The following is a 20,823-nucleotide window of genomic DNA, read 5'->3' on the forward strand; positions in this document are numbered from 1 at the left end:
AACGCCCCGTTTCCAGCCCCATTGTCAGTATATTTGCATGGAAAACGATAACAAGCAATGTATATGTCAAAGAGCAGAATGTTTACTATGGCGGCCGCGTTGCTCATGGCAGCCACGGCTACGGCGCGCGAAACCTACAACTTCAACGCCGGGTGGATGATGGGCGACAGCCGCACCAAGGTCACCCTGCCGCGGGCGTGGAACGAAGACGAGGCCTTCAGGGTGTCGGTATACCAGATGAGCGACTCTGTGGTGTGGTACCGCAAAGACTTCAGCCTGCCTGCCGATGCAGCAGGCAAGCGCGTGTTCATAGAGTTTGAGGGGGCCCGCCAGGCAGCCGAGGTGTGGCTCAACGGCCACAGGGTGGGGCTGTCTGAGAACGGCGTCATGGCCTTCGGCTTCGACCTCACGCCATATATTAGGAAAGGCAAAAACCGCATTGAGGTGCGCACCGACAACAGCTGGGACTACCGCGAGCAGGCCACGGGCAGCACGTTTCAGTGGAACGCCAAGTCGTTCAACGCCAACTATGGCGGGCTTACGCGCAATGTCAGGCTGCACATCGTGGGCGACGTCTACCAGACGCTGCCACTCTACAGCAGCCTGGGGACCACCGGCACCTACGTCTATGCCACGCAATACGACATACCCGGGCGCGAGGCCACCGTCAGCGCCGCCACCGAGGTGCGCAACGACGGCAGCACACCGGCCACGGTAGACTACACCGTGATTGTTGAAGAGATGGACGGCAGCGAGCTGGCGCGCTTCAGCGGCGGGCGCCACACGCTGGGCCCGCACTCCACCCGCACCCTCGTGGCCTCGCAACGGCTGTCGGGGCTGCACTTCTGGTCGTGGGGCTACGGCTACCTGTATCGCGTGAAGACCATCGTGGGCACAGACACCGTGGCCACCACCACGGGCTTCCGCAAGACCGAGTTTGCCCGCGGCATGATAATGCTCAACGACAGGGTGATGCAGGTTCACGGCTATGCGCAGCGCTCAACCAACGAGTGGCCCGGCGTGGGGTCGGCCGTCCCGGCGTGGCTCAGCGACTACTCCAACTCGCTGCTCGTTGAGAGCGGCGGCAACATGGTGCGCTGGATGCACGTCACGCCGTGGCGGCAGGACGTGGAGTCGTGCGACCGCGTGGGACTGCCTCAGGCCCTGCCGGCCGGCGACGCCGAGAAGACGCCTTCCGGGCGGTGGTGGGAGCAGCGCATGGAACTGATGCGCGACGCCATCATCTACAACCGCAACAGCCCCAGCGTGATGTTCTACGAGTGTGGCAACAGGCGCATCACCGCCGAGCAGATGGCGCTGATGAAGGCGCTGCGCAACGAGTACGACCCCTATGGAGGCCGCGCCATAGGCAGCCGCGAGATGCTCGACCAGCCCGAGGCCGAGTATGGCGGCGAGATGCTCTACGTCAACCGGAGCGACACCAAGCCCATGTGGTCGATGGAATACTGCCGCGACGAGGGTCACCGACTGTATTGGAACTCATGGTCGTACCCGTTCCACAAAGAGGGCGACGGGCCGTTGCACCGCGGCCATCCGGCGCGCGAGTACAACCGCAATGCCGACGAGTTTGCCGCCGAGATGGTGCGCCGGTGGTACGACTACTGGCGCGAGCGCCCCGGCCAAGGTACGAAGTCGAACGCCGGGGGCGTGAAGATAGTGTTCAGCGACACGCAGACCCACGGCCGCTCGGCCGACAACTACCGCGTGAGCGGCGTGGTCGACGCCATGCGCATACCCAAAGACGCGTTCTACGCCCACCAGGTGATGTGGGACTGCTGGGTCGACGACCTCAAGCCGCGCACCCACATAGTGGGCCATTGGAACTATGGCAGCGGGCAGGAGGTGCCCACCGTATATGTGGTGTCTAACGCAGCGCGCGTCGACCTGGTGCAGGGCGGCAAGGTGGTGGCGTCGGCCGATGCCCCCGAGAGCCGTTTTCTCTTCACCTTCAAGGGCGTGAGGCACACCGCCGACACGCTGACGGCCATGGGCTACGACGCCGACGGGCGCGAGGTGTCGCGCCACTCGCTCGTAAAGGCGGGCGCGCCGGCGCGGCTGAGGCTGACGCCCATTGTCAACCCCACTGGCTGGAAGGCCGACGGGGCCGACGTGGCCCTGGTGCAGGTAGAGGTGGTCGACGAGGCCGGCCGCCGCTGCCCGCTCGACAACCGCACGGTGAGCTTCAGAGTGAAGGGCCCCGCCGAGTGGCGCGGGGGCATAGCCATGAACAAGCCCTTCGGCACCGTGACCAACCAGCTGGCACTGAACACCAAGACCATCGACGACCAGGTGGGCAGCAGGGCCTGGGGCGACAAGTCGCTCTTGGGCCTTAACCACGTGCTGGCCGACACGCTGCCTGTGGAGTGCGGCGTCAACCGCGTCATGCTGCGCTCGCTGCCCAAGAGCGGCAGGGTGAGGCTTGTGGCGCGCGCCGAGGGCCTGCCCGAGGCCGTGATAGAGCTTGAGACCCAGGCGGTGGGCGTGGTCGGCGGACTGTCGAGGCAGATGCCGTCCGACGGGCTGATGCCTGTGCTCACGCGGGGCGAGACCCCGGCCACGCCGTCGTTCGTCCCGAGCCTGCGCGAGGTGGCCGTGATGAGCGCCAAGGCCGGCAGCAACAGTGCCGACGCCCGCCTCAGCTTCGACCGCAACGAAAACAGCAGCTGGAGCAGCAAGGCGCATGCCGACTCGGCCTGGATAAGCTACCGGCTGGTGGAGCAGGCAGCCATCGACCAGCTGTGCATGAAGATGAAGGGCTTCCGCACCACCTCTTACCCCATAGCCGTGTATGCCGGCGACTCGCTGGTGTGGCGGGGCGTCACGCCCAAGGGACTGGGCTACGTGCACATCCGGCTGCGCAATTGCCCGCCGGCGCAAACATACACCATACGCCTCACGGGCATGTCGGAGGCCAAGGACGCCTTTGCCGGTGTCACCGAGCTCGACAGCAGCAACGACGAGAAGACCGTGCGTGGCAGCCGCTCGCTGAAAATCATCGAGGCCGAGTTTCTGAAGAAGATTGAGTGAGAGCCGCCGCCGGCCCTTGGACGCAAGCCCGGGGCCGGCCGGCGGATATGCCCGGGGCCGGCCGTTGCCGCCAAAGCGGGAAGCCGCGAAAGGCGCCAAGGTGGCATCCACGGCCGTAGGGCGGCCGCTTTGGCAAAACGCCTATGAGCCGTAGGGCCGCGCAAGGGCGGCTTTACGGCTCATAGGCGGCTCATGGGGCGTAAACATGTGGCCCCCGCCTGTACCGCCGGCGCTTGTGAGCCGGTGGCAGGCGGGGGCCACACATTATTATATAATGCAGGTTGGCGGCTACCGGGCCGAGCCATGTTTCTCGGCCCACGTCTTGTAGCGCTTGTAAACGTCGAGCCCGTCGGAGTTATACCAGCTGTAGCCCGTGCGCCGCTCGTGGCCAATCTCGGCTATGTCGTAGCGCACCACCCCGTCGCGGTCGCTGAAGAAGGGGCGGTTGGTGTCTATGGTGTAGAAGCGGGCCCACAGCGGCGGGCAGTCGCTGCCATCGGCGCAGGGCACCATGCGGTAGTCGCGCTGCCCGTTGCCGTCTTTGTAGAACTCAAACGTCAGTCCGTGTATCTCGCTCTTGCGGAACCACGCCACGGCCGACTCGACGCACCTGACCACCTCGGCCGACGGGTTGGACAGCGACATGAGGAAGAGCACGATGTCGTCAGACTCCTGCCCGCTGAGCGACACCAGCTCGTAGGCCCGTGCCGGGGCGGGCTGCAGCGTGTGCTCGTCGTACTGCGCGCACCACACCGTAGGGCTGCCGTCCTGCACCACCTGCGTCTTCACTATGCACTCCACGCCCTTGTCGAGCGCCGCCTGCGCCTTGGCCTTGGTGCTGTCGGGCATGAAGGCATAGGGCTCCTTGCCCTTTGCCACGTCGCGCATTACCTTCAGCACGTTCACCATGGCGTCGTCGTTGTAGGTTATGTGGGTGTAGTAGCCTTTGGGGCGTGGGTAGAACTGCGGCCACCCCCCGTTGTCGTATTGCGCCTCAAACAAGTATTCCATGCCGCGCAGAGCCCCCTGGCGGAAGCGCTCCTCGCCCGTGGCGTTGTACAGCCGGCACAGGTATGTTATCTCGGTTGTGGTGGCCTTGTTGTCTATGGTGCTCTCGTTCACGTCGTCCTTGGCCGCCTTGACCTTCGACAGCGCTTCGCCTTCGAGCGGCAGCTGCATGTTTACGTTCTTGGGCCAGCCGCCCGTGGTCTGCTGGTATAGCAGCACGTTGTCGCCTATGCGCGTGGCCTCGGCGGTCTTAAAGAAACTGTCTTTCAGTTTCGGGGCCATCGACGTCCATTTCTTCACCTTTGCCTTTGGCGCCTTGCCTGCGCCGTCGGTCTGTGCCTGTGCAGTGGCGGTTGCCGCACATATCATGGCCAGGCAACCTAAAATGATTCTCTTCATGACATATAAACTTGTTGTCGGGGGGCGTGCCTGTCCCTCGGATTAGTTTTAGTTATGTGGTGTAAAGGTAGCCTTTTTTTTCATACGGTGTATGCAGCCGGGCCCGTTTTTGTCGTTTTTTAACCCCAAAGTGCCCTCTTGGCCCCGCAATCAGCTGCCCGGCTGCCCGGCCCTGTGCGGTGGCCGTGGCGTCGGCGCAGGGCTCCGGTTGCAGGCCGTTGCCCGGAGCGCTTTGCCGCGGCGGCCGTATTGCGTTCTGTTTCGGCCCGTATTGGCTTGCCAAACGTCCTGTTCCAGACCGCCAAACGGCCCATTCCACAATAGGCTGTGGCAACGGCCGCCCGGTGTCGGCGTCAGCTGTCGGCGCGAAGCCGGCATTTAGTGCCGTTCCGCCCACGGCAAGTGCCGCTGCCATGTAGCCGCCGCACAGGTTTCGGTTTTGCCCCGTTCTGTCAGGCAGCGGGCGCGCCCCGGCCGGAGGTTTGCTGGTGTTGTTTCTTAGCGGAATTGTTTTGGTCTCGACGTCTTATTTTAATTAAACGATTTTATGGTGTAATACGAACATTCAAAAAGGAGGTTTTTGTCAATAAAAAGTGCCTTTTTGATGCAAAAATGTGTTTTTTTTCGCCTTTTTTCTTTGATAAATCGGATATAATCACTACTTTTGTAGCGGGTTGATAATTTGTTTTGCCCGTTGCAACTATAGGGCACACTCATGATGTAATTATATAAAGAATATATAAATTTAGGATTAAAGAGTGACATAATGAAAAGAGTTTTACGCTACTTGCTTATCGGGTTTATCATGTTTCCTGTGTGTGCTTCGGCGCAGACACGGATTGGTTACACAAACGGCGATTTCAACCGTACCGACGGAGTGCGCCTGAGCAGCGGCACCACGCAGAGTGCCGCCATCAAGATTCCGGCATCCAAGCTGGCCAAGCTGGCCGGCGCCAAGGTCACCGGCATCAGGAGCGTGTTCGGCACGCGCAGCCTTGACAATGTGAAATTCTTTGTCAAGGCCGACCTCGACGGCGAGTCGCTCTACGAGCAGCAACTCAGCGGATTCTCTACACAGTGGAGAGACTACGACCTTACCACCCCCTTTGAGCTCACGGGCGAGCGCGACCTTTACTTCGGTTTCGAGATAACCTGTTCCGAGGCCTACTCGCCACTGGCTTTCGACCGTTGCTACACCGAGCCGGGCTGCATCTACGGATACCTTGCCGACGGCTGGGCCGACCTCTCGTCGAGCTCTTACGGCAACCTCAACATGCAGCTTCTGGTCGAGGGCGTGCCCTCGTTCACCGACGCAACCGTGCGCATGTTCAATGCCGACGGCTACTACAAGGCCGGCCAGGAGTATTCGTTCCAGGGCCAGCTGTTCAACTTCGGCACCGAGCCCATCACCAGCTTCGAGGTGACCAGCTCTGTGACGGGCGGCCAAGAGAACAGCAACACAGTGTCAGGCGTGAACATCGGCCCGGGCGAGGTGTACAACTTCGACCTCACGAGCATAACCTCGGATAGCGAGGGCTACAAGGACGTGAGCGTGACGGTGGGCAGCGTGAACGGCGCCGACGACGAACTGGCCGACGACAACACGCGCAGCGGCAAGATGTATTTCTACCCGGCCGACATGAAGCGCAGCTACCTTGTGGAGACATTCACCGGGCAGCAGTGCAGCAACTGCGCCGAAGGGCATGCTGTGCTCGAAGAGGCGCTCGAGGAGTCGGGCGAGAGCTTCGTTCAGCTGTCATACCACTCGGGCTACAGCCCCGACGACTTCACCATGCTCGAAGACTACTTTTACCAGCAGTTCTTTGGCGTAACGGGCGCCCCGTCGTTCATGGTCAACCGCTATGCCAACCCCAACATCAACCCCTTGACACCGGTGTTCTCGCTCATGTCGCCCACAACAGTCACCAAGGCCTACATACTCGAGAATGTCAGGGCGCAGTCGGAGCAGCAGCCATACGTGGGCGTTGACATCAACACATCGTACGACGAGGCCACGAGGCAGCTCACCGGCACGGTGACGGTCAAGGCATACCGCACCCCCGAAGTGTCTAACCCAAGCCTCATCGTGGGCATCATGCAAGACTCTATCGTGGCGTTCCAGATGCCGTCGTCGTCGGGCCTGGGAGGCGCCAACTATGTTCACCGCCACGCATTCCGCGGAGGGCTCAACGGACTCTTCGGCGAGAAGATGAACATAACCGAGGGCGAAGAGGTGGTGAAGGAAATATCCTATACGCTGCCCGAGTCGATAACGTCGACCTACGACAACGCGACGTCGATACCCACCGACCTGAAGAACATGCACATCGTGGCCATCGTGGCCAACTATGAGTCGGGCGACGTTACCGACTGCGTGGTGCTCAACTGCGCCGAAGCCAAGTTCGGCAGCAGCAGCACGGCGGCAGCCATAGGCGGAGTGACCGCCGCCGACGGCGCGAAGCCTGTGGCACGGCTCACGGGCACGGCCGACGCGCTCAGGGCCGAGGGCAACTTCGACTGCCTGTACATATACAACGTGGGCGGCCGCATGGTAAGGAAGTGCTCGGCCGGCGACACATTCGCACTCACACCGGGCGTATACGTGACACGCGCCGTCAAGGACGGGCAGACCGCAACGGCAAAAGCCGTGGTGGCACGCTGATGACACAAGAAACCGGGCGTTGCGCCGTGGGCATACAACACGGCGCAACGCAAACTATAAAACAAACTCACTAACTAAATACTTTCGCCTATGAACAAGCGATACGCAGCTGCCGTCATGGCGGCATTGGCAATGGCCGGGACTGTGCATGCACAGACTGCCGACCAAAAGTTACGGTCTTATGAGACCTGGGGAAGCGTCATGGGAGACTTCAACGGTGTCTCGGGCAAGGACGTGACTTATTTCGGGGCCAACGGGCAACCCGTGGCCGAGGTTAATTACGACGCATATCAGGATGGCACGTTCGAGCCGTCAGGATATACATACTATGGCTACGACGACAACGGACGCGTTGTCAAGGAGTGGTCGCAGGAGTACAAGATTGGCACGGGCAACGTGATGGAGTGGAAAGACAAAGACTCCATTGTCTACCAGTACAACGATGCTGGCTACCTCGTGTCGGAGCGCAACTACCTGCTGGGCGACTCCACTGCATACGAATACGACTCCGACGGCAACAAGGTGGCCATGGTGAAGTATCTGCCCGACTACCAGGGAGGCTACACCGAGCTGTCGCGCGAGACATACAGAAACTTCGCCGCCCCCAACTGCCCGCAGACCATCGTGGGCGACGGCGCCTATGCGTCGTACAAGTTTACGGCCAGCGCCACCTACGACGCCGACGGCAACATGCTGGAGAAGCTGACCTACAACGGCGAGACGCGCACGCTCGAGCAGAGGGAGGCCTGGACATACACCGACGGGCAGCTCAGCCTCTACCAGGCGTTCAGCGTCGACGAGGACGGGACGGAGACACCAACGCGCAAGATTGTGTACAAGGTGCTTGGAACCGACCCGTTGCGCATACAGGCAAACGACTCTACGTATTTTGACGGAGAGTGGGGAGAGAAGTCGCTGCCGTCGGTGAGCGAGTATTTCACGCCGCAGCCGGCCAGCGCCCCTGAGCTAAGCATAACGCTCTCTGACGAGAAGCCAAACACGGCCGTGCTCACATTCAACGCAACGACAATCGAAGGAGCGTCAAACGTGGCCTACGACGTGTTCCGCCACGGTATCAAGCTGGCGCGCATCATGGCCTCGGAGGCTGTCGACGGAATGATAACCTATGTCGACGAGGGCGTGAAGAACGGCACATACGACTATTTCGTGCAGGCCGTTGACGCCGACATCGAAGACGTGATAGGCGACGGCGAGGTAGGGGACGACCCGCTCAACTCTTACGGACACGGCATGAACTCGTCGCAGCGCATCCGCATGGTGTTCGCTACCGAGCTGCCTGCCCCGACCAACGTGAGGGCAACGAAGGTGGAATACGAGATGGGAGAGTGCTTCGTGACCGTTTCGTGGGACGAGCCCGCAGGCGACGGACAGTACGGCACGCCCACCTACAACCTCTATATCGACGGCATGAAACTGCCGGTGAACTCGGAGGCAAGCATGTCGGGCCCGGTAATCAACCCGATAACGGGCAACAGCTACCGCATGTCGCTCGGAACAGGGTCGGCTGCCAGTGACCTCTCTGAGAGCGTCTACGTCGAGGCTGTCTACGGCATTGGCTCGGCCAAGAGCGAGACGGTGACCGTGACCAACGACACCTACGACATGACCGGGCTCGTGGAGAAGGTCGTGGAGCAGTGGGGCAACGCCCTCGGCGATGTGCCCGAGACGAAGATATCTGCCAAGACCGTCAACTATTACAACGCCGACAACGAGGTGAGCTCGGTGGTGAGCTACGGCGCAAACCTGTCTACGGGCATCTACGAGCCTTCTTACTACGAGGGTGTGATATTCAACGAGAAGGGTCTGCCCGCCAAGAGGTTCCACCAGCAGTACGGACTGTACGACGATTACGACCTGGCGTACACCGAGGCCAACGACACCACATATTACAAGTATGACGAAAACGACCGCCTGATTGAGGAGAAGAGCACTCAGTCGCTCGACTCGATAGTATATGAGTATGACGCCGACGGCAACATGGTGTCGAAAATGAGGTATGTGCCCGACTCTTACGGCACGCATGGCGGTGTGCCATACGTGATGGAAGGCTACACCTACAGCGACTTCGTGGCCCCCAACTGCCCGCAGACCATCGTCGGCACGGGTGCCTACGCCTCGTACATGAACTCGTACAAGGTGTACTACGATGAAGATAACAACATCGTGAAGAAAGAGAAGTACGACGAGGGCGGCACGCTCAGGCAGGTGGAGCACTGGACATACGAGCTGGGCATACTCGCCAAGTATGAGATAAACACCGTCAAGTCGGCCAAAGGCGACGACGGCGAGGTGACATACACCGAGAACCCGAGCAAGAAGACCATCTATACCGTGGTGGGCACCAACCCGCTGCGCATCAAGGATGAGCAGATGACATACACTTACGGTGAGTGGTCCGGTTACACATACCACCATGTGACGGAATACTGCAAGCCCGACGCTACAACGGCGCCGAAGCTGGTTGTTGAGCCCGTGGCAGACGAACTCAACACCGTGATGCTGACGTTCGACGCAACAGACGTTGCAGGCGCTTCAAGCGTGGCATACGATGTTTACCGCCACGGCATAAAGGTGGCACGCGTGCCGGCGTCGGAGGCCGTCGACGGCATGGTGACCTATGTCGACAACAATGTGTACAACGGTTCCTACGACTACTTCGTGCAGGCCGTTGACGAGGCTGCCGACCAGAGCGGCGAAGACCCCCTCAACTCTTACGGCTACGGCGAGAGCGTGTCGAACACTGTGCGCGAGCTGTTCGACCTCGACCTGCCCGCACCGTCAAACGTTCGTGTGACAAGCGTGGAATACTCGCTCGACTCTTGTTACGTGACCCTCGAGTGGGACGAGTCGGCAGACAAAGACCTTTACATATTGGAGCAATACAACGTGTTCGTGGCCGGCGAGAAGTACCCGGTGAACTCTGTTGCCACCATGGCTGGGGTGGTTGTCAACCCGATAACCGAAAACAAGTACCGCATGTTCCTTGGCATTGGCAACGCGGCAAGCAAGCTGTCGGAAGACATCTACGTGCAGGCCGTATATAAGATGGGCAAGGCCAACAGCGACACCATAGCCGTGACCAACGACCCGAACAGCGGCATTGCCGACGTCGAGGGCGGTTCGTGCATACGCTTCAGCCACGGCGTGATCACAGCCGGCGAGGGCGTGACGTTCGATGTCTACTCTGCCGACGGCAAGGCCGTGGCAGTAGGCTGTGAGGGCTCGCTGTCGATAGGCAACCGTCCTTCGGGCGTCTATGTGGTGAGGAGCCACAGCAACGGCCGCACCACAACCCAGAAGGTGGTGCTCCGCGGCGCCAACTGATGGCAGTGGCCCCGCCGGAGGGACATGACAGACAAAGGAATAAGTGTGTGCCTGCAACGGGGCACACGCTTATTCCGGTTAATACAAAGAAATGAAAGCATGCGGGCTGGGCCCACCGCCGGGCATAGCCTGCTAAAAACAAGCAGTAACAGATGAATAAGATAACAACAGCAATAATGGCCCTGGCCGTGTCTTCGGCGGCCACGGCACAGCAAAAGGTTTACTTGTCCGACGATTTCGACAGTGGCATACCCTCGGGCTATACCACGCTCGACCGCGACGAGAACCCCATCGTGTCGGCCCTGTACAAGAACATCGGCACGTCGGGGAGCTGGGCGGCCAACGAAATAGAGCGCTCTGGCAACCGGGCCGCCTTCAGTTTCTCGCGCAGCACGTTTGAGTTTGCGCAGGACAATTGGCTCATAACGCCGGCCATCACCCTCGATGCCGACGCCGATGCCTACCTCACTTGGACGGCCAAGTCGGTGCATTCCGATTTCCGCGAAGACTACAAGGTGATGGTTTCTGAGGCAGGCACCGCCGTCGACGACTTCCACGAGGTGTATTCAGTCAAGCGGGAGGGCTATTCGTGGACAGACCATTCGGTGTCGCTGGCCGACTACGCGGGCAAGACCATCTACGTGGCTTTCGTCTGCACCACATCCAGCGGCTACATACTCGCTGTCGACGATGTGTTTGTGGGCGGGCTCGACGGCCACAGCTACGACGTCAGGAACACGTCGAGCAGGTTCTGCGGCAGCGTGGCCACGGCTCCCGTGAGCGGCGTCATACGCAATGTGGGGCGCAAGGCCGACATCGCTGCCGTCAACTGCATCTATGGCGGCGGCTCGCTGACCATGGAGCCGGGCCAGGCAGAGCTGGCGGCCGAGGGCACGCTGGGCTACAGCTTCGACATGCCTGTCGAGCCGCACAGCGTAAACCGATACTCTATAAGCCTCGACTACACCGACGGCACGAAAGACACTGTCTACACAGACAGCATCATCAGCTCTTACTACAAGCGCACGCTGCTGCTCGACGAGGGCACGGGCAACTGGTGCAACCAGTGCCCCGACATGATGCCTTACCTCACTAAGGTGAAAGAGAAGATGGGAAGCGACGTCATAGTGGTGTCGGCCCACATGGGCCACGACCCCCTCATCTGCAACGAATACGCCAATGGCATAGGCTACTGGCTGATCGGCTGGCCGTCGTTCATATACAACCGCGACCGCGACTTGATGTGCTCTGACAGGTACCACACCGACGGCTACCTTGAGGCGGCAATGCTTGAGCCTACCACGGCCATGGTCAACGCCACGGCAGAGATTGAGGACGGCAAGGTGAAGGTGGCCGCACAAGTGCAGTTTGCAGAAGACTGCGACAACTCGCTCGACGACTACCGCGTGGGCTTCGCCATCATCGACAATGAGTATTCGCAGGGCGACATAGCCCAGTCGAACAACTGCACCACCTTCGGGGGCGGCGAGTACATGTACTTGCCCGTGGCCATACCGGGCGAGCTCATGCGCTACCACGACATGCCAATAGAGGGCTCGACAGCCGCCAACGGCATCTCCGGCTGCCTGCCCGTTGATATCAAGGCCGGCACTACATACGATGTGAGCTGCGAGCTCACCATACCCGAAGACCGTGTCTACGGCGACGACAGCCTCAGTGTGCTGGCGTTTGTCATCAAGCACCCGCTGCGCACGGTGCTCAACGCCACCCGTTGCGACTTCGTGGTGTCGACAGGAGTGGCTGACGCCGTGGCCGACGGCAGCCAGGTAGGCGTCGAAGCGTCTGCAGATGGCGTTGTCAGCGTGACGCTGCCCGCCGGAAAGGCCGGCGCCACAGTGCGTGTCTACAGCCTCGACGGCCGCCTTGTCAAGTCGGCAGCCACAATGTCGGGCGCCGTGAGCATAGACTGCGGCTCGCTGAAGGGGTGTTATCTCGTCAACGTGGGCGTTGAAGGGAAGACCGTGGTTAAAAAGATTGTATTTTAAAACCTAACAGTGTTATTTATAAATGAAAAGAGTTTATTTTCCGATTTGCCTTTCCTTGCTTAGCATGAATGGCTTGGTGGCGGCGGCGCAGGACGCCCATCCCGCTACCAGAACGGTGGTAATGTACGGCGGGCCTAACCAGATTCTGACCAATGTGTCGTCCAACGGCAAGTGGGCCTGCGGCGCACAGACCGACGGGTCGAGCGACCCCATCGGATTCATCTGGAATCTCGAGTCGAACGAAATCACTACCCTTGGTGTCAACACGGCTGCCTACGCCGTGTCGGACAACGGTGTCGTAGTTGGAACATTCCTCGACTCTGAGGCTTCGGGCAACGGCGCGCCTGTCGAGGCTGCCGGATATTGGGTTGACGGACAGTGGCATCACCTCGAGAACTCCAACGACACGTTCACCGGCATCGGCTCGGGCAGCAGTGCCATGAGCATCAGCGCCGACGGCCGCTACATAGGCGGTGCCATCTACTCGGCCAGCGGAGTGATGACGCCGGTGGTGTGGAAAGACTACAAGCTCATGGGCGCGCTCGGCGACGGGCACACGGGCTCTGTGCAGGCCGTGGCCAACGACGGCTCTATGTTTGGCGGATGGGCGTATACAGCGCAGTATAGCGACACGCGCCAGCCGGTGCTTTGGGATGTCAACGGCATAAAGCAGATATTCCCCGGCAGCCAGATCAACCAGTACCAGGGCGTTTGGGACTTCTCGAGCGACTGCACCAAAGCCCTTTGGGTGGGCGTGATGGAAGACGGCGATAGGGAGGCCGCTGTCTGCATACATGACTTCGAGACAGGCACCAACATAAGGGTGAGGCCCCAGTCTGACCAGTATTTCGACTACGTGGTTTACGGAATGAGCGACAGTCTCACCGTGGTGGGCTACCAGCAGAACGACAACACGGCTGCATTCCCTATCTATTACAAGAACGGCGAGACGATAAAGCTCGAGGCTTACCTCATAGAGAATGGCGCCGACTTTGCCGCCGACGGCATAATTGCCGAGCGCACGGCCGACACCGAGGGCCTTTTCAACATCCTGCAGTGTGTGGATGTGTCGAAAGACGACAGCACTTTCCTGCTGCAGGCTGCCAGCAAAGACCAGTTTGAGATACCCGTCATCGTCAAGCTCAACGCCAATGCGGTCAACCCTACGCCGGCCGGTGTGAAGGCTACGGCCATGAGCGGCCTCAAGGTGGCAAAGGTTGAGTGGGGCTCTCCGCTGTTGAGCAGCGTGGCCGTGAAGGGCTATAATGTATACCGCGACGGCGAGAAGGTCAATACCGAGCTCGTTGACACCACGGTTTACTATGACAACACGGTGGCCGCAGGCACAGAGTACACCTACAGCGTCGAGGCCGAGTTTGAGGGCGGCCAGGTTTCTGCCAAGTCCGAAGGCGTTTCGGTGGCTGTGCCGTCAGACGCTGCCAACGCTCCCACCGACCTGTATGCCCGCATGAGGGGTGCCAACGACGTGCTCATGACTTGGAGCGCGCCCCAGACCAAGAATCCCGTGCTGAGATACTTCGACGACAGCCAGGAAATCAACGGCGGCTTCGGCGGCGGCAACGTTTCGTTCGAGGCTGCGGTTCGCTTCGACAAGAGCGACATGCAGCAGTATGCCGGCTACAACATCACGTCGGTCAGCTTCTGCCCGAAGGAAGAGGTTGAGTCGTTTGCCGTCAACATATATTCGGGCGAGACCCTTGTCTACACCCAGCCCGTAAGCCAGGAACTGCAGTACGGCCGTGTCAACAGCGTCAAGCTCGACAACCCGCTGGCTGTTCCGCAAGACGGCGACCTCTACATTGCCATCGAGGCCGACGTGGCAAGCACGGCTACCAGCAGCAACGTAGTAGGCATGATCTACGACAATTGCGTGCCAGGCTACAGCGACCTCATCCGCCGCGTCGACGAGGGCGTGTGGTTCTATTCGCTCAACGACGAGTCGGAGCAGAGCGGAGGCACCAGCTATCCGGTCATCTTCACCATCGGGGCCGAGTTCCAGAGCGCATCGGGCTCTGCCGACGTGAGCAACGTCAGCCAGTACAACGTCTACCGCGACGGCGCCCTGGTTGGTTCGTCAGATGGGCTAACCTATGTTGACAAGGCTGTGGCCGAAGGCGACCACTCTTACGAGGTCGAGGCTGTGTATGCCAATGGCGACGTGTCGGGCAAGACGGCCGTCGACTTCACTGCCGTGACCAACACCAGCGTGTTCCGTGCGATAGACAATGTGAACATCGACGTGAAGGATGTGGACACCAGGACAGTGCTTTTCAGCTGGGATGCACCGCTCGACAACGATGCAACCAACATACAGTACTGTGGCGAGACACCGCAGGGAGGCCTCACCGGTTCCGCCGACCAGCTTTACGGCTACCAGGCCCGCACCACCTACCTGCCCTCAAAGCTGCACAGCTATGGCGGCTACAGCGTGAAGGAGCTGCGCTTCTACCCGATGGCACAGGCCGAGTTTACGTTCTACGTGCTCAAGGACGGCCAGGAGATAGTAAGCCAGTTTGTTGAGGAAGTGGTGCCCAACAGGTGGAACACCGTGGTGCTTGACGAGCCCTTCGTGCTCGACGACAAGTCTACTTACGACATCATACTCGACTGCTTCGACGTTGAGGCCGAACAGCCCGCCCTTGCTTACGACAACAACCCGGCTTACAGCGGAGTGTCCGACCTCGTTTCCTACGACGAGGGCGATACCTTCCAGACCCTTGCCGCCAGCTACGGCACACTGTCTTCGCCGGGCAACTGGCTCATGGGCATGGTGGTCAGCGACTCTGAGGGCCAGCCGATGGCTGTCGACGGCTACCAGGTTCGCGTGAATGCGGCCAACGTTACTCCCGAGCCCGTCAGCGAAACGTCGTTCACCTATGAGATGGGCGCCAGCGTCGACCCGTCGTCGACATGCCGCGTCAACGTTGACGTGATTTACACCGTCGGCGGCAAGGTTGAGGGCACGGGCGTGTTCTTCACCATCAACGATGTGGCTGCCGGCATCGGCGAGAACGTGATCAACGACATCAAGATCACCCAGGATGGCGACAACTACGTGCGCGTAGAGGGCGATGGCATCCTCGGCATCGATGTCTACAGCCTCGGCGGCTCGCTCGTCGACAGCACCAACGGCAATGTTGTCAATGTGTCGGCCGTGCAGAGTGGCCTTTACATATTGAAGGTAAAGACCAACGATGGCACCAAGACCTACAAGGTACGTGTCAGCAGGTGACCTGATGCCGCTTGCGGCATGACAAAGGCGGGGGCGCATCCGGATGAGGATGCGCCCCCGCTTCGTGTTTGCCGCTTTGCGGCCCGGGTGGTCTCGGCTGTCAGTAAGCCTGGTCGTGCACCCCGCTCACGGCCCTGCCGCTGGGCTCGTTGAGCCCGGCGAAGGCAGCGTCCCATGCCAAGGCCTCGGGCGTGCTGCACGCCACGCTCGGCGAGCTGGGCACGGTGAGGGCGGCCGAGCGGCTGGGAAAGTGGCTCTCGAACATCTCTCTGTACATATACTCCTCCTTGCTGCGTGGCGGGTTGACGGCAAAGCGCTCTGCGGCCCGGCTCATCTGGCTGTCGGTCACGGCCGTCTCGGCCATGCCCCTCAGCGTGTCTATCCACGAGTAGCCCACGCCGTCGCTGAACTGTTCCTTCTGCCGCCACGCCACCTCGTCGGGCAGCAGGTCGGCGAAGGCCTCGCGCAGCACGCGCTTCTCTATCTGCCGGCCGGGGCACATCTTGGCCTTGGGGTTCAGCCGCATGGCCACGTCGAGGAACTCTTTGTCGAGGAAGGGCACGCGGCCCTCGACGCCCCACGCCGCCAGGCTCTTGTTGGCCCTGAGGCAGTCGTACTGGTGCAGCCTCGACAGCTTGCGCACGGTCTCCTCGTGGAATGCCCTTGGCGTGGGTGCCTTGTGGAAGTAGAGGTAGCCGCCGAACACCTCGTCGGCCCCTTCGCCCGAGAGCACCATCTTGATGCCCATCGACCGTATGAAGCGGGCCAGCAGGTACATGGGCGTCGATGCCCTCACCGTGGTCACGTCGTAGGTCTCGGTGAAGTATATCACGTCGCTCAGCGCGTCGATGCCCTCCTGCAGGGTGTAGTTTATCTCGTGGTGCACTGTGCCGATGTGGTCGGCCACGAGCCTTGCCTTGGCCAGGTCGGGCGCGCCCCTGAGGCCCACGGCAAACGAGTGGAGCCTGGGCCACCAGGCCTCGTCGCGGCCTCCGCTCTCCACCCTCGTGGCCGAGAACTTGCGGGCCACGGCGCTGATGACCGACGAGTCGAGCCCGCCCGACAGCAGCACGCCGTAGGGCACGTCGCTCATCAGCTGTCGGCGCACGGCCTGCTCGAGCGCCTGCCTCAGCTCTTCCGTGTCGGCTCCGTTGTCTTTCACGGCGTCGTAGTCGGCCCAGTCGCGCTTGTAGTATTGCTTGGCGTGGCCGTCGCGGCTGTAGTAATAGTGGCCCGGCGGGAAGGTCTCATACTGCTTGCAGAAGCCCTCAAGCGCCTTGAGCTCGCTCGCCACGTATACCGTGCCGTCGTCGTCGGTGCCCATGTAGAGTGGTATCACGCCAATGGGGTCGCGCGCAATCAGGAACTCGTCGGTCTGCTCGTCGTAGAGCGCGAAGGCGAAGATGCCGCTGAGCTCGTCGACGAGCGCCGGGCCCTTGTCGCGCCACAGCGCCAGTATCACCTCACAGTCGCTGCCTGTCATGAAGGCGTAGCGCCCGGCGTAGCGGCGGCGAATGTCGCGGTGGTTGTAAATCTCGCCGTTGACGGCCAGCGCCACCTTTCCGTCGGGGCTCATCAGCGGCTGCCGTCCCGACTCGGGGTCGACGATGGCCAGCCGTTCATGTGCCAGTATGGCCGACCCGCCGCAGTATATGCCGCTCCAGTCGGGTCCGCGGTGACGTATCTTCCTGCTCATCTGCAAGGCCTTCTGCCTCAGTTCCGCCGTCTGTTGGCGGATGTTGAAAATTGCTACTATTCCACACATATTGCTTTGTTTATGGTTTGGTATGAAGTCTGTTGCGGTGCCCGTAGGCTATGTTGCCGGGGCCGGCAGGCCCGCCCTGGCTTACTGGTGTAAGGTGGTGGCCTGCCGGCTCCGGCTTGGTGGGGCGGCTGGGCGTAGGCCCCGCCGCCCGGGGCTTGTCGCGTCTTGTCAGTTGTAGCACGACTCGCCGTGCTCGTATATGTCGAGCCCCTCTTCCTCCATTCGCTTGTCGGCCCTTATGCCTACAAGTGAGTCGACAATCTTGTAGAGAACATAGGTGACCACGGCGCTGAACACTATCGACACGAGCGTGGCCACAACCTGTACCCACAGCTGGTGCCAGTCGCCGTAGAGGGCGCCCTCGGCCCCGGCCTCGCCTGTGACGGCCCTGGTGGCGAACACGCCCGTGAGCAGCGAGCCCACTATGCCGCCTATGCCGTGTACGCCGAAGGCGTCGAGCGCGTCGTCATACTTGAAATATGGCTTCACCACGGCCACCATCATGAAGCATACCAGGGGCGTGATGACGCCTATGGCGATGGCCCCGCCCAGGCTCACCGAGCCGGCTGCCGGCGTTATGGCCACGAGCCCGGCCACGGCCCCGGTGCATGCGCCCACGGTGGTGGGCTTGTGGTTGACGGCCCAGTCGGCTGCCATCCAGGTCACGGCGGCCACGGCTGCGGCCACGTGGGTGACGAGCAGCGCGTTGGCGGCCAGCCCGTCGGCTGCCAGTCCGCTGCCGGCGTTGAAGCCGAACCATCCAATCCACAGGAACGACGTGCCCATGAACACAAACGTTATGTTGTGGGGCAGTATGGCGTGGCCCCGGCGGTAGTCATCGCGCGGGCCTATCATGAGCGCCATCACCAGCGCCGAGATGCCGGCGTTGATGTGCACCACGGTGCCCCCGGCAAAGTCGATGGCCCCCATCTGCTGCAGGAACCCTCCGCCCCACACCCAGTGGGCCATGGGGAAGTAGGCCAGTATCACCCACAGTACTATGAACACGGCATAGCCACTGAAGCGTATGCGCTCGGCGAAGGCGCCGAGGATGAGCGCCGGCGTTATCAGCGCAAACATGCACTGGAACATTGCGAACACCAGCTCGGGTATGCCGCTGGCCATGGTGGCCGACGTGCCCACGCCTGCCATGAATGCCTTGTCGAAGCCGCCCATCACGGCCCACAGCGGGTTGCCGCTCTCGCTGAAGCCTGTGCCGAAGGCCCACGAATAGCCGAAGGCCACCCACAGTATGCTCACCACGCCCACTATGAACAGTGTCTGCATTATCACGCTGAGCATGTTTTTCTGCCTTACCAGCCCGCCGTAGAACAGGGCTATGCCCGGTATGCTCATCAGCAGCACGAGTATGGTGGCCATTATCATCCAGGCCGTGTTGCCCGTGTCGGGCGTGGGCTCGGCGCCCGCGGCCTCGGCGGCTGCCGCCGCCGTGGCGCCCATGGTTGCCATGGCGGCTGTGGCCATGGCCCTTGCATGCGGTGCATGCGCTTTCATTATAGTTTTCATCGTTGTTTGTTTTTGTGTCTTGTCCTGAATATGTGTTTGCTCTTGTGGCCCGCCGCGCCGGCCGTGGCACGGCTGTCGGAGGCCGACGCCGCGCAGTGCCCGCCAAACGGGCCGTATTGCGGCCCGATACGGGTCGTTTCGCGCCCTGAAACGGGCCGTTTGGTGGTGCAGGACGGGCCGTTTGGCGCGCGCCCCCTGCCGCCGGGCGTCAGCTTTCCTGCTCGGCGTTGTACAGTGCCACGTCGCCGTGCTCGCCAGTGCGTATGCGTATGGCGTCTTCTACGGGATAGACGAATATGCGGCCGTCGCCAATCTCGCCCGTGCGGGCGGCGCTGAGTATGGCCTTGACGGTCTTGTCAACGTTTTTGTCTCTGACCACCAGCGATATCATGGTGCGCTCAATGGAGCTCGTGTCGTAGACCACGCCACGGTAAATCCTGCCCTGCCTTGACTTGCCTATGCCTCTCACGTCGTAGTACGACAGCCATTCGATGTCGGCGTCGAGCAGGGCAGCCTTCACGTCTTCAAACCGCGATTTCCTTATTATGGCTTCGATTTTTCTCATGTCTGGCTCTCCTTTTTATTTAATTGTTTTCTGTTTGAGTTTCACTTTGCAAAGTTCACGCTGCAAAATTACAACAAAATGTAACTTGACAAGTCTTAAATCGAGCAATATGTACTTCTATTTTGTATTGTGCTTACACTTAGCTTGCTATAGGCCGCGGTTGGTTTCAGATTGTAAACGCATAGCGGCAATATGATGGCAATTTAAAAGTTTCCTGTCTAAAGTAGATTTAAAACGTCATTTGTAGCAGTGGTTTCCTTCCGAAATATCGTATCTTTGCAGCGTGAAATGAGCCGCATGGTGTGGCCCGTAGATAAAAGAAAGGAAGCAAGCTATGGCAAAGACGGTCAGATTTACCAAGATGCAGGGCGCAGGCAACGACTATATATATGTAGACACCCTGCTCAACGACGTTGCCAACCCGGCCGCGGCCGCCGTGGCATGGAGCTCGCCCCACACGGGCATAGGGGCCGACGGGCTGGTGCTCATAGGCTGCTCCCGCGTGCCCGAGGCCGACTTCACCATGCGCATATTCAACGCCGACGGTTCCGAGGCGCTCATGTGCGGCAACGCCTCGCGCTGCGTGGGCAAGTACCTTTATGAGAAGGGCATCACCGACAGCACCACCATACGGCTGCTCACGCTCTCGGGCGTCAAGACACTCAGGCTGCACCTCAGGCACGACAACACCGTGGAGAGCGTCACCGTCGACATGGGGGCGCCCGTGCTTGCCGACGCCGGCCTGCTGTCGGCCCCGGGCGGGAGCATGGTCAACGGTAGCGTGGCGGCCGGCGGTCGCGAATTCTGCGGCACGTTCGTGTCGATGGGCAACCCCCATTTCGTGGTCTTCGCCGACTCGCTCGACGGCCTCGACCTGGCCCGCTGGGGCGCGCTGCTCGAGCGCTCGGCCCTGTTTCCGCAGCGGTGCAACATCGAGTTCGCACAGGTGCTGGCCGACGGGCTCATCAGGGCGCGCGTGTGGGAGCGGGGCAGCGGCGTGACCATGGCCTGCGGCACGGGAGCCTGCGCCACCGCGGTGGCCGCCTCGCTCACCGGCAGGGCCCCCAGGGCATCGCGCATTGTCATGGACGGCGGCGAGCTGGGCGTCGACTGGGCCGGTGACGACGGCCACGTCTACCTCACAGGACCCGCGGAGTTTGTCTTCGAGGGCGAGGTGCAGGTGGCCGGATGAGGGCCCGCGGCAATATCGATCACAACTTCAACAATCATAAAAAAAGACAGGAC

General features: G+C 60.9%; 10 protein-coding genes. 6 read left to right on the forward strand and 4 right to left on the reverse strand.

Features of this window, described 5'->3' with window-relative positions; genetic code table 11:
* Positions 1-57: 57 nt before the first annotated feature.
* A complete protein-coding gene (locus tag H6B30_RS10555; RefSeq protein ID WP_205110393.1) occupies positions 58-3,048 on the forward strand; it encodes a glycosyl hydrolase 2 galactose-binding domain-containing protein in 2,991 nt (996 codons plus the stop codon).
* 288 nt (positions 3,049-3,336) lie between these two features.
* Here H6B30_RS10555 and pelA read toward each other — a convergent pair whose 3' ends face one another.
* Entirely contained in the window at positions 3,337-4,455 is a 1,119-nt protein-coding gene (gene pelA / locus H6B30_RS10560) for a pectate lyase (protein WP_205110395.1), read from the reverse strand.
* Between the two features lie 766 nt (positions 4,456-5,221).
* On the opposite strand from pelA, the gene H6B30_RS10565 reads away from it, so the two are divergent.
* From H6B30_RS10565 to H6B30_RS10580, 4 genes are all read left to right on the forward strand, one after another.
* Complete coding sequence (locus H6B30_RS10565; protein ID WP_205110397.1) at positions 5,222-7,117, forward strand: Omp28-related outer membrane protein; 1,896 nt, start codon at positions 5,222-5,224, stop codon at positions 7,115-7,117.
* Between the two features lie 90 nt (positions 7,118-7,207).
* Positions 7,208-10,462, forward strand: a complete 3,255-nt coding sequence (locus H6B30_RS10570; RefSeq protein WP_205110399.1) for a T9SS type A sorting domain-containing protein — start codon at positions 7,208-7,210, stop codon at positions 10,460-10,462.
* Between the two features lie 152 nt (positions 10,463-10,614).
* Positions 10,615-12,468 carry a T9SS-dependent choice-of-anchor J family protein gene (locus H6B30_RS10575; protein WP_205110401.1) on the forward strand — a complete coding sequence of 618 codons (1,854 nt, stop codon included), beginning with the start codon at positions 10,615-10,617 and terminating at the stop codon, positions 12,466-12,468.
* A gap of 22 nt (positions 12,469-12,490) precedes the next feature.
* Positions 12,491-15,721 (forward strand): T9SS type A sorting domain-containing protein, encoded by a 3,231-nt coding sequence (locus H6B30_RS10580; RefSeq protein ID WP_205110403.1) that lies wholly within the window; start codon positions 12,491-12,493, stop codon positions 15,719-15,721.
* Positions 15,722-15,821: 100 nt separating this feature from the next.
* Here the strand turns inward: H6B30_RS10580 and asnB are convergent, their stop codons facing one another.
* From asnB to H6B30_RS10595, 3 genes are all read right to left on the reverse strand, one after another.
* Positions 15,822-17,486 carry an asparagine synthase B gene (gene asnB, locus H6B30_RS10585; protein WP_205110405.1) on the reverse strand — a complete coding sequence of 555 codons (1,665 nt, stop codon included), beginning with the start codon at positions 17,484-17,486 and terminating at the stop codon, positions 15,822-15,824.
* A 168-nt stretch (positions 17,487-17,654) separates the two neighbouring features.
* Positions 17,655-18,947, reverse strand: a complete 1,293-nt coding sequence (locus tag H6B30_RS10590) for an ammonium transporter (RefSeq protein WP_239483904.1) — start codon at positions 18,945-18,947, stop codon at positions 17,655-17,657.
* A gap of 274 nt (positions 18,948-19,221) precedes the next feature.
* Positions 19,222-19,578 (reverse strand): P-II family nitrogen regulator, encoded by a 357-nt coding sequence (locus tag H6B30_RS10595; protein WP_205110407.1) that lies wholly within the window; start codon positions 19,576-19,578, stop codon positions 19,222-19,224.
* Positions 19,579-19,912: 334 nt separating this feature from the next.
* On the opposite strand from H6B30_RS10595, the gene dapF reads away from it, so the two are divergent.
* Entirely contained in the window at positions 19,913-20,770 is an 858-nt protein-coding gene (gene dapF, locus H6B30_RS10600) for a diaminopimelate epimerase (RefSeq protein ID WP_205110409.1), read from the forward strand.
* Positions 20,771-20,823: the final 53 nt, after the last annotated feature.

This window comes from Marseilla massiliensis (genome assembly GCF_016899955.1).
Taxonomy (GTDB): domain Bacteria; phylum Bacteroidota; class Bacteroidia; order Bacteroidales; family Bacteroidaceae; genus Prevotella; species Prevotella intestinigallinarum.

Bases quoted from the DNA above. Each gene is read 5' to 3' on its own strand.
- H6B30_RS10555 (WP_205110393.1), top strand. From the start codon at position 58: ATGTATATGTCAAAGAGCAGAATGTTTACTATGGCGGCCGCGTTGCTC.
- pelA (WP_205110395.1), bottom strand. From the start codon at position 4,455: ATGAAGAGAATCATTTTAGGTTGCCTGGCCATGATATGTGCGGCAACC.
- H6B30_RS10565 (WP_205110397.1), top strand. From the start codon at position 5,222: ATGAAAAGAGTTTTACGCTACTTGCTTATCGGGTTTATCATGTTTCCT.
- H6B30_RS10570 (WP_205110399.1), top strand. From the start codon at position 7,208: ATGAACAAGCGATACGCAGCTGCCGTCATGGCGGCATTGGCAATGGCC.
- H6B30_RS10575 (WP_205110401.1), top strand. From the start codon at position 10,615: ATGAATAAGATAACAACAGCAATAATGGCCCTGGCCGTGTCTTCGGCG.
- H6B30_RS10580 (WP_205110403.1), top strand. From the start codon at position 12,491: ATGAAAAGAGTTTATTTTCCGATTTGCCTTTCCTTGCTTAGCATGAAT.
- asnB (WP_205110405.1), bottom strand. From the start codon at position 17,486: ATGTGTGGAATAGTAGCAATTTTCAACATCCGCCAACAGACGGCGGAA.
- H6B30_RS10590 (WP_239483904.1), bottom strand. From the start codon at position 18,947: ATGGGCGCCACGGCGGCGGCAGCCGCCGAGGCCGCGGGCGCCGAGCCC.
- H6B30_RS10595 (WP_205110407.1), bottom strand. From the start codon at position 19,578: ATGAGAAAAATCGAAGCCATAATAAGGAAATCGCGGTTTGAAGACGTG.
- dapF (WP_205110409.1), top strand. From the start codon at position 19,913: ATGGCAAAGACGGTCAGATTTACCAAGATGCAGGGCGCAGGCAACGAC.